12 protein-coding genes are annotated in these 9,315 nt (G+C 34.9%); 4 read left to right on the top strand and 8 right to left on the bottom strand.

Translation table 11 applies throughout. From position 1 onward, the window contains the following. The first annotated feature begins 42 nt into the window (after positions 1-42). Together J5G60_RS13840 and J5G60_RS13835 are read left to right on the top strand one after the other, a co-directional pair. On the top strand, positions 43-522 hold the full coding sequence (locus tag J5G60_RS13840; protein ID WP_150357826.1) for a DUF4883 family protein: 480 nt from the start codon (positions 43-45) through the stop codon (positions 520-522). Between the two features lie 96 nt (positions 523-618). Further along, positions 619-1,278, top strand: coding sequence for a DUF4397 domain-containing protein (locus tag J5G60_RS13835; protein WP_150357827.1), 660 nt, complete (start codon positions 619-621; stop codon positions 1,276-1,278). 115 nt (positions 1,279-1,393) lie between these two features. On the opposite strand, the gene J5G60_RS13830 is transcribed toward J5G60_RS13835, so the two are convergent. Then, complete coding sequence (locus J5G60_RS13830; RefSeq protein WP_150357828.1) at positions 1,394-2,035, bottom strand: lactate utilization protein; 642 nt, start codon at positions 2,033-2,035, stop codon at positions 1,394-1,396. A 196-nt stretch (positions 2,036-2,231) separates the two neighbouring features. On the opposite strand from J5G60_RS13830, the gene J5G60_RS13825 reads away from it, so the two are divergent. Together J5G60_RS13825 and J5G60_RS13820 are read left to right on the top strand one after the other, a co-directional pair. Then, positions 2,232-2,615, top strand: a complete 384-nt coding sequence (locus J5G60_RS13825) for a NusG domain II-containing protein (protein WP_150357829.1) — start codon at positions 2,232-2,234, stop codon at positions 2,613-2,615. 27 nt (positions 2,616-2,642) lie between these two features. Then, the gene (locus tag J5G60_RS13820; protein WP_150357830.1) at positions 2,643-3,158 is read left to right on the top strand and encodes a Gx transporter family protein; all 516 of its coding nucleotides are present in this window, start codon (positions 2,643-2,645) and stop codon (positions 3,156-3,158) included. A gap of 85 nt (positions 3,159-3,243) precedes the next feature. Here the strand turns inward: J5G60_RS13820 and rnfB are convergent, their stop codons facing one another. From rnfB to J5G60_RS13785, 7 genes are all read right to left on the bottom strand, one after another. Beyond that, the gene (gene rnfB / locus J5G60_RS13815) at positions 3,244-4,104 is read right to left on the bottom strand and encodes an RnfABCDGE type electron transport complex subunit B (protein WP_150357842.1); all 861 of its coding nucleotides are present in this window, start codon (positions 4,102-4,104) and stop codon (positions 3,244-3,246) included. 20 nt (positions 4,105-4,124) lie between these two features. Then, positions 4,125-4,706: an electron transport complex protein RnfA gene (locus tag J5G60_RS13810; protein WP_150357831.1), complete on the bottom strand. Its 582-nt coding sequence runs from the start codon at positions 4,704-4,706 to the stop codon at positions 4,125-4,127. After that, positions 4,706-5,344, bottom strand: a complete 639-nt coding sequence (rsxE, locus tag J5G60_RS13805) for an electron transport complex subunit RsxE (protein ID WP_150357832.1) — start codon at positions 5,342-5,344, stop codon at positions 4,706-4,708. Before rsxE ends, J5G60_RS13810 begins: the two co-directional genes overlap by 1 nt. 2 nt (positions 5,345-5,346) lie before the next feature. After that, complete coding sequence (locus J5G60_RS13800) at positions 5,347-5,904, bottom strand: RnfABCDGE type electron transport complex subunit G (protein WP_150357833.1); 558 nt, start codon at positions 5,902-5,904, stop codon at positions 5,347-5,349. Positions 5,905-5,910: 6 nt separating this feature from the next. After that, positions 5,911-6,906: an RnfABCDGE type electron transport complex subunit D gene (locus tag J5G60_RS13795; RefSeq protein WP_150357834.1), complete on the bottom strand. Its 996-nt coding sequence runs from the start codon at positions 6,904-6,906 to the stop codon at positions 5,911-5,913. A gap of 18 nt (positions 6,907-6,924) precedes the next feature. Continuing rightward, entirely contained in the window at positions 6,925-8,298 is a 1,374-nt protein-coding gene (gene rsxC / locus J5G60_RS13790) for an electron transport complex subunit RsxC (protein ID WP_150357835.1), read from the bottom strand. Positions 8,299-8,604: 306 nt separating this feature from the next. Beyond that, positions 8,605-9,021, bottom strand: a complete 417-nt coding sequence (locus J5G60_RS13785; protein ID WP_150357836.1) for a SoxR reducing system RseC family protein — start codon at positions 9,019-9,021, stop codon at positions 8,605-8,607. Positions 9,022-9,315: the final 294 nt, after the last annotated feature.

The raw sequence follows: 9,315 nt of genomic DNA, 5'->3' as shown, positions 1-9,315 counted from the left end.
ACATAAATTTTATTTATAATACTCTATATAAAGGTGATTATAATGAAAAAATTTTTTATACTTTTAAGTGTTATTTTGATCAGTATTTTTACTCTTACATCATGTAATTATAAATTAAATAATACATTTCCTTCTCGCAAAAAACCAAATAATTTTTATTATACGAATTTACTTGCTCAAAATTTAACCACATCTTCACCTAAAAAATGTATTATAGAAGAAAGTAATTTTCATGACCAAGAGGAACTAGGAGAAAGAAACATTTCAGATATAAAAAGCATGTTAAAAATCCTTAAAAAGAATAATTTCATAGATAGGCCAAAAGATCTTCCCAACAAAACTTCCTACAAAATTATATTTACCTTCAATAAAGAAAAACTGCTTATAAACGTATATAATGAAAAATACCTGTCTATCTATCCCTGGGATGGAAACTACCCTATGGATTATATAGACATGAATAAAATTCCCATATCCTTAAATTTATATTATCTAGGCAAATACATTTTTAAGAATTACTAATTCCAATAGCTCATCCTTAAACTTTACATTATTGTATCACAGCTGCAGAAATAAACATATATTATAAATGTATAAATATAATGAAAGGTGAACATTATGTTCGTTTGTCCTTACTTTGCACATAGAACTCACTATAGAATGCCTCAAACCGCTCCTGTTTCCTATATAAGGTTCTTAAATGCCAGCCCTAATTCTCCTGCAGTAGATGTATATTTAAACGAGCGCCTATTGTTTAGAAATTTAACCTATAAATCTTTTTCCAACTATATAAATATACCTTACGGAACTTACAATATAAGAGTATTTCCAGCAGGAAGCGTGCAAAATCCAATTATAGATGAAACTCTACCTATACCAGCAGAAAAAATATTTACCATAGCCGCTATAGACCGCTACCCAAACATAAGCCTATTGCCTATAGAAGATATACGTCGTCCAAGAATTCCCAACAGATCCCTTATAAGATTTATAAATTTAACTTCTGATTCTACAGAACTGGATCTTGCACTTTCCAATGGAAATATACTTTTCCCGAACGTTTCCTACAAAGAAATAACAGAATATATACCTATAAATCCTGGAGTATATACTCTGGAGGTAAATACTTCTGATTCCCACAGCAGAGTCCTTCATGTACCTAACGTACGATTAACTCCAAACAGATTTTACAGTATATACTCAGTGGGAAACCTATCCGGTTCTCCCGAAATTCAAGTATTGATTCCTCTTGACGGGAACAGTTATATTGAATTTTAGATTTATGGTAAAGTTCTTTTTCATTACAAATGCCACAGCTTTAGAAGGACCTGTCCAAAAATACAGGTCCCACGCTAAAGTTTAAATGTCAGAGTTCAAACATCAAACAATGCATTTAGTATCCTAAAGCCTCATTTACTATTATTACTTTTATTCTTCCCTTATGATTCTGTCTTTTTATCAGTGTGTATTCATTACATATCCTTCCGCTGCTGCTGCAATCTACACAATATCCCAATTTAGCACAGGGATTGCCTGCATTTAGTCTCTTCACATTTGCAGGAGCCGAGCAGTACTTAACCCTGTCTATGGCTTCATCTAAATTCAACACAATTTTATTTATTCCCACAATAACTATTACCTTGTCGGGACCATACAGCATGGCAGCTACCCTATTCCCATTTCCATCCACATTATAGAGCTCTCCATCTTCAGTCAGTGCATTTGTACTCACTATATAGTCATCTGCAGAAAAACTCTTTCTAAAAACATCTTTAATATCTTCAGGTTTTAAATTTTCAGCATACCTATCTAAAAATTTATAATTTCCATTTCTCAAAAAATCAATTACACCTGCCTCAAACAGAGACATTGATCCTCCCACAGAAACCGTATCGCCATCTTTTAAGATTTCACCTAGCTTATCTATAACTTCCTTTTTGCTGTTTACAAAATAAGCTTCCATGTTATTTTTTTCTAAATTTTCCATAGTCCTTTTGAGCCTCTGATCAGTTACCCATTTTAAATTTTCGTCCACAATACTACCCCCTAATAGAATTTTGCTCTTAAATTCTCACATTATAAGATACATTATACCACAAAGTCCCTATTAACCACCTTGTTTCTTGCTTAAAATTTATTATAAAAACATTGTAAATACATTTTCATTATAGTAAAATCATAGGGAGATCGGTCTGTTAAATTTTCATAATATAAAAATGAGGAGAGACACAATGAAAAAAGGAGATAAAATAGCTGCAATCTGTATATTGATTTTAATAATATCAAGCTTCATTGGAGTTTTTTCATATAGATTATACGTCAAAGGTTCTCATAAAATTGCAGTTATAAAACAAGAGGGTAAAATTATAAATACCATAGATTTAAATAAGGTAAAAGGTAGAAAACAATTTAAAATAAAGTACAAGACTTCTCACTTTAATTTAGTAGAAGTTGAAAATGGGAAAATACGAATAGAAGATGCAGATTGCCCAGACAAAATCTGCATAAAAACCGGTTGGATATCAAAGCCAGGAGAAAGTATTATATGTCTACCTCATAAACTCATAATCAATATAGAGGGTAAAAACTCAAAATACGATGGGCTTTCAAATTAAGTATATATTAGAAGCAAAGGTGCAAATATGAGTAAAATAAAAAAAATGGTTTTTTTAAGTTTTTTAGTTGGCATAGCCTTAGTTATATATGTAATAGAATCTCAAATTCCAGTTTTATTCCCAGGAATAAAACTGGGGCTTGCAAATATGATTTCTCTGACTGCGTTAATACTTCTTGGCTGGAAAGAGGCTCTCACAGTGATGCTTTTGAGAACACTTCTAGGTTCAATATTTGGGGGGACGATGTCGGCCTTCATGTTTAGTATAGCAGGTGGAATTTTAAGTAATGTGGTCATGATTATACTATATAAGTATTTTAAAAAATTTCTCAGCTTATCTACTATAAGCATATGTGGAGCAATATTTCACAATATTGGTCAATTATTGGTAGCTTCTATTATAATTGAGGATTTCAGAATATATATCTATCTTCCTGTACTTTTAATTTCCGCTATAGTTACGGGATACTTCATAGGATGGTGTACCAAATTCCTAACTGAAAATTTATATAAACTTCCCATGTTTAAAGGTTTAAAATATTGAAAATCTTTCTTCACTGTTTAAAAAGAGGTTGTATTAAAATAATTTAAAACAACCTCTTTTACAATTTAGTTTTTTCTATAAACGATTATACATTTGCTGCAGCTTCCTTCTTGCTCTGTTCTTGCAAGTCTGCTCCACTTACAATAGCTCTGATAGCTCCCGTAGGACACTTAGCCAAACAAGTAGCTTCACTGCATTTATCTACGCAAACATGATGATCTATTACCGACGCCAAATTATTCTCCACCTTAAGATTATCATAAGGGCAATTTCTTACACACAGTCCGCAGCCAAGGCATCCTACACTACAGCCTTTACGTACAACTCCACCCTTATCCTTGGAATTGCAATTGACCATAACCTTTGATCCTATAAGTCTGAATCCAATTACCTGTTTAGGACATGCTTTGACACAGGTTCCACAGCCTGTACATTTATCCACATCAATTATTGGCAAACCCTTGGATCCCATGGACATAGCACCAAAAGGACAGCTTTTTACGCAGGTTCCAAAACCCAGACATCCATACTGACAGGCTTTAGGGCCTCCTTGAAGTAAATTTGCTGCAGTACAATCCTTTATTCCCTTGTATTCATATTTTCTAACTGCCTTCGTGCAGTCACCGCCGCATCTTATATGGGCAACTCTAGGCTCAATAGCTGGAGCCGATTTACCTGTTAGCTTTGCCACCTGTTCTGCCACTGCTGCCTTACCTGGAACACAGAGATTTGGAGGAACACTTTCATCTAATACAACTGCTTCTGCATAAGCCCTGCATCCTGCAAATCCGCATCCGCCACATTGTCCCTTGGGAAGTACATCTTCTACAAGCTCTACAAGTGGATTTACTTCCATTGCAAATCTCTTGTTCACATAAGCCAGAATAAGACCAAATACACAACCTATAACAGTCATTACAATAACAACCATAATTGCAGTATTTATCATATATCATAATCTCCTTTCTATAGAGAAATCATACCTGAAAAACCTAAGAATGACAGAGCTAACATTCCAGCCAATATAAAAGCTACTCCCAGTCCTTCCAGTGGTTTAGGTACATCTGCTAATCTCAATTTTTCTCTAAGGCTCGCCATTAAAACTATAGCCATAGCAAATCCTAATCCAGATCCTATAGAATTAACTACACTTTCCAGAAAATTAAAATTGGAATCAGCATTTACAATAGGTACAGCAAGTACTATACAGTTTGTAGCTATTAAAAGAAGATATATTCCCCACATATTGTATAGTGCAGGTGCCTGCTTTTTAATAATAGTTTCCAAAAGCTGCACAAAGCTTGCTATAAGAAGTACAAATACAACAGTTCTTAAAAATGTCAGATTAAAGGGTATAAGTACAAAATGATACACTACCCAGGCCAGCATTGAACTCAGAGTTATAACCGAGGTAACTGCCATACCCATACCTACTGAAGCATTCAGATTCTTAGAAACTCCAAAGAATATACAGAGACCAAGAAATCTTGTCAGAACATAATTGTTTATTACTACTGCACTTATAAACAAGGTAAGATAAGTACCCATTATGCTTCACCTCCATTTGCCTTTTCAAGCTTCGCCATTTTAACTTGCTCTACATGCTGATTATAGACTTTTACTACAGCAACCAGATATCCTATGAGTATAAATGCTCCTGGAGGAAGGATCATAATCATTATTGGATTATAGGATGCCCACATTACATGTAGGCCAAATATAGTTCCAGAACCAAACAGCTCACGTATTATTCCTATTACAAGAAGTGCCAGTGTAAATCCACATCCCATCCCAAGTCCATCAAGGAAAGATGGTACTACAGGATTTTTAGATGCAAATACCTCTGCACGGGCAAGTATTATGGCAAACACAACTACCAGTGCAAGATAAATGCCAAGCTGCTTATACAGTAATGGCGCTAAAGCCTGCAATACGAGTTCAACTACTGTAACTATAGTTGCTATACAAGTGATGTACACAGGTACACGAACTTTAGGGTTTACAACATTTTTAATTAGGGAAACTACAGTATTATTACAAGTTATAACAAACATCACACAAAATCCCATTGTAAGTCCATTTAAAGCCGTGCTTGTAGTTGCCAGTGCAGGGCACAAGCTAAGTGCAAGCACAAATATAGGATTTTCCGCTATCAATCCCTTTTTAAATACATCCCATAATTTCATATCTATTTACCTCCTGTAAATGTAGTAACCTGTTGAACTGCCTCTTTGACCCCTTTAGTAACAGCTCTTGAGGTAATTGTAGCTCCTGTCATAGCCTGGATATTTTTCTTGTTGGACTTATCTTTTGTAACTGTCAGATCAGCAGCTTTTTTATCCTTAAACTGTCCTCTGAAAGAATCCTCTGAAGCATTAGCTCCAAGTCCCGGTGTTTCATTGTGAGATACAATGCTGAAATCTACAACTTTTCCATCTGGTGTAACTGCCACCAGCATATTTATATCTCCACCATATCCCTTGCTTACAGCAGGTACTACATAAGCAATTGTCTTACTGCCCTTTACAGCAGCATACCAATCTTTTTTACCATTTACGTTTTTAAAATTATCTGCATTCGCAACCAATTCTTTCATGGTATCATTTTTTATTTGAACCTGTTTTTGCGCTGCTACTGGTGCAGTTATATAATAAACACCAGCCAATATAATTCCGGATATAAAACATGTAATGGTCAAATTTTTAGTAATCGCAAAAATACTATTTTTATCTTTATCATTAGCCATAAAAGTCTACCTCCTTGCACCAAATTTAACAGGCTGTGTAAATTTATCTATTAAAGGAGTAACTGCATTCATAAGCAATATGGAGTAACATACTCCTTCAGGATATCCACCTTTTAACCTGATAAGAGAAGTAAGAGCCCCTGCACCCAGTGCAAAGATGATCTGACCTTTGTTTGTCATAGGCACAGTTACCATATCTGTTGCCATAAAAAAGGCTCCTATCACAAGTCCACCTGCCATCATGTGGAAAACAGGATCTCCCGTAAAAAATCCAGCACTTCCACCAAAAGCCCATGTAAGTATTCCCACAGTACCTATCATCACTACGGGAATCTTCCAGTTTATATATTTCTTATATATGAGAAAAAGCCCTCCCAAAACCAGCAGCACAGTGGAAGTTTCACCTATACTACCATTACGTGTTCCCAGGAAAAGCGCTTTATAAAGTGCCCCTGTACCACCAAAAGTTTCAACTAATTTTGAGTATCCTTCTAATTTTAAAATTCCAAGAGGAGTGGCACTAGTAACTACATCTACACCACTGGCAGTCAATTTTGACCAACTAGTCATAGCTACAGGCCAAGAAGCCATAAGTACTGCTCTTCCAATATGGGCAGGGTTAAATATGTTGTATCCGAGACCTCCCATAGAATGTTTAGCTATTGCTATTGCCACAAAAGATCCGAAAGCTACCATATATGGTGGAATATCTGGAGGCAAACACATAGCAAGCAAAAATCCTGTTAAAAAGGCACTTCCGTCCGAAATAGTAACAGGTTTTTTCCTGATCTTCTGCACAATATATTCTGTAAGTACAGCAGAAATTATTCCTGTCAGAATCACTTCAAAAGCCGGCATCCCAAAATGGATTATACCAAAAATTCCAGCTGGCGCTAGAGCCAAATTAACACTCCACATTATTTTAGAAATGGATTCATCACAGCGAATATGCGGCGATGCTGAAACTGTAAAAACATCTTTTTTTATTTGCGTTTCCGCCATCTTTTAATCACTCCCTTATTATTTTTCAACTTTCTCTTTTTCCTTTTCTTTTTCCTTAGCCGCCGCTTTAGCTTTTTCTCTAGCTGCTGCAGCTGCATTTTTAGATTTCATGTATTTAATATACTGTACAATATTTCGTTTAGCAGGGCATGTGTATACACAGCTTCCGCATTCCACGCAATCCAAAAGATTATAGTCTTCCTTGGCTTCTTCATATAAATTATTTTGTCCAAGTATACTCAGCATGCTGGGATTCAATCCCATAGGGCAAGCTTTTATACATCGGCCGCATCTTATACAGGCTGATTCCGTTCCTGTATTGACATCACTTTTAGCCAGTGCAAGTATTCCTGAAACTCCCTTTATCACCGGTATATCAAGATTTGATTCGGCCATTCCCATCATAGGTCCACCAGAAAGTATTTTAACAGGAGTATCTTTAAAGCCCCCGCAGAAATCAATAACATCTTTAAAAGTAGTTCCCACTCTCACCAATAAATTCTTGGGCTCCTTTACGGCTCCTCCACTTACAGTTGTAACTCTCTGAATAAGCGGAATACCTCTCTCTACAGCATCACTAACCGCAATGCACGTACCTACATTTTGAACAACTGCTCCAACATCCATAGGCAGTCCTCCTGAAGGCACTTCTCTGCCTGTCAAAACATTTATAAGCATTTTTTCAGCACCCTGAGGGTATTTAGTAGGAAGCCCAACAACTTGTACATTTGTACCTTCAAAAGCTTTTGTCATAATTTCAATAGCTTTCTTTTTATTATCCTCTATACCTACAAATCCTCTTTCCACATTTAAGACTTTCATGATAATTTTAATGCCTGATACTATTCTATCAGTGTATTCAAGCATGGATCTATAATCAGAAGTTAAATAAGGTTCACATTCAGCTCCATTCAAAATAAAAACATCTATCTTTTTATTTGGCGGCGGTGAAAGCTTGACATGGGCAGGGAAAGTTGCTCCTCCCATTCCTACAATACCTGCTTCTCTTATTATACCTATTATTTCCTTTCCAGTTAAGTCATTCCAGTTACGTTCAACAGGTATCCCTTCCGCCCATTCATCGTTTCCATCATTTTGAATAACTATGGATAAACATTTTCCAAAATTAGGATGTGGATATTCAGCTACATCTACAACTTTTCCAGAAACAGATGAATGCACATTGGCTGAGACAAAAGCATCACTCTTTGCAATAAGCTGTCCTTTTTTTACCTCATCTCCTTTTTTTACTATAGGAGATGTAGGAGCACCAATATGCTGTCTTACAGGTATATAGACTTTATCTGGTACAGGTGCTTTTTCTATAGGCTTGTCAGCTGTATACCTTTTACTATCATCAGGGTGCACTCCACCTCGAAAACTTTTTAACACTCTTTAACACCTCTTTCAATATTTTTAGCATGAAAATATTATTTATAAATTAAAAATTGCCTTATCCCGGCGCCTCCATCCAAATATCAAAGTTCAGAGTTCAAATATCAATTCGGCGGATTTCAGGACTTATCTGAAAATCTTCATTAATTGATATTTATCTGTTGCATTTTGAACTTTAGAATAAATATGTCAGCGTGTGGATAAATATAAAAATAGCTTATATAGCAAATTACAGATTTGATATTCCACAATTTGCTATACAGCTTTATGCTCTAGTATTTCTATCAGAAAATTAGGTGTAATTTAAAATAAAACACGTTTAATAATAGGCTTCATAGTATCATTTTTACTTGTGGACTTATCAAATATTTTTATATACAACAATGAAACAACAAAAAGTATTGCTCCACCTCCTATTTGAAGTGCTCTTTCAGAATACCCAATGTTATTCGCAATCCATGTTCCCAATAATGCACCTACAAAAATTGCAATAAGAGGTAAAATATATACAATAAAAGCGGCTTTCAACATATTTTTCTCTTTTACTTCAAAAATAACATGCTGTCCCACTTTGGCATCAACAGGATTTTTTGCATCTACTATAGTGGCATTCTCACCTGCACACAATCCACAGCTTTTGCAGTCCCCGTGTTTACTTGCTCTTATCTTGGCGAAATCTTGTCCTACTTCAATTACAACGCCTTCTGACATCTTTTTCATATCTGACATCTCCTTGCTCACTTGTTATCGTTTTTACGATCTATGCCTCCTCTTATTCCATCTATAACATTATACCATAAAAATCATAATTTTTACTCTGTATTATTAATTTTTTTATAACTGTACTATTTTTGAGCAAAATATATTATTTGAAATATATGCTATTTTTAAATATACAGGAAATTAAAGTCTTTTTTGATTAAAGATAGAAAAATCTAAAATGTTCATTGATTTATTCAACCTTAACTTAGTGCCCATACAATATGGTATTTCTTTAAAAAATAAATTATAATA

It is taken from the genome of Clostridium sp. HV4-5-A1G (assembly GCF_900184915.1).
Lineage (GTDB): Bacteria > Bacillota > Clostridia > Clostridiales > Clostridiaceae > Clostridium_B > Clostridium_B aromativorans.
The sequence above is the reverse complement of the archived record's forward strand: the minus strand, read 5'-3'. Positions and strand labels throughout refer to the sequence as shown.

Bases quoted from the DNA above. Each gene is read 5' to 3' on its own strand.
- J5G60_RS13840 (WP_150357826.1), top strand. From the start codon at position 43: ATGAAAAAATTTTTTATACTTTTAAGTGTTATTTTGATCAGTATTTTT.
- J5G60_RS13835 (WP_150357827.1), top strand. From the start codon at position 619: ATGTTCGTTTGTCCTTACTTTGCACATAGAACTCACTATAGAATGCCT.
- J5G60_RS13825 (WP_150357829.1), top strand. From the start codon at position 2,232: ATGAAAAAAGGAGATAAAATAGCTGCAATCTGTATATTGATTTTAATA.
- J5G60_RS13820 (WP_150357830.1), top strand. From the start codon at position 2,643: ATGAGTAAAATAAAAAAAATGGTTTTTTTAAGTTTTTTAGTTGGCATA.
- J5G60_RS13810 (WP_150357831.1), bottom strand. From the start codon at position 4,706: ATGGGTACTTATCTTACCTTGTTTATAAGTGCAGTAGTAATAAACAAT.
- rsxE (WP_150357832.1), bottom strand. From the start codon at position 5,344: ATGAAATTATGGGATGTATTTAAAAAGGGATTGATAGCGGAAAATCCT.
- J5G60_RS13800 (WP_150357833.1), bottom strand. From the start codon at position 5,904: ATGGCTAATGATAAAGATAAAAATAGTATTTTTGCGATTACTAAAAAT.
- J5G60_RS13795 (WP_150357834.1), bottom strand. From the start codon at position 6,906: ATGGCGGAAACGCAAATAAAAAAAGATGTTTTTACAGTTTCAGCATCG.
- J5G60_RS13785 (WP_150357836.1), bottom strand. From the start codon at position 9,021: ATGAAAAAGATGTCAGAAGGCGTTGTAATTGAAGTAGGACAAGATTTC.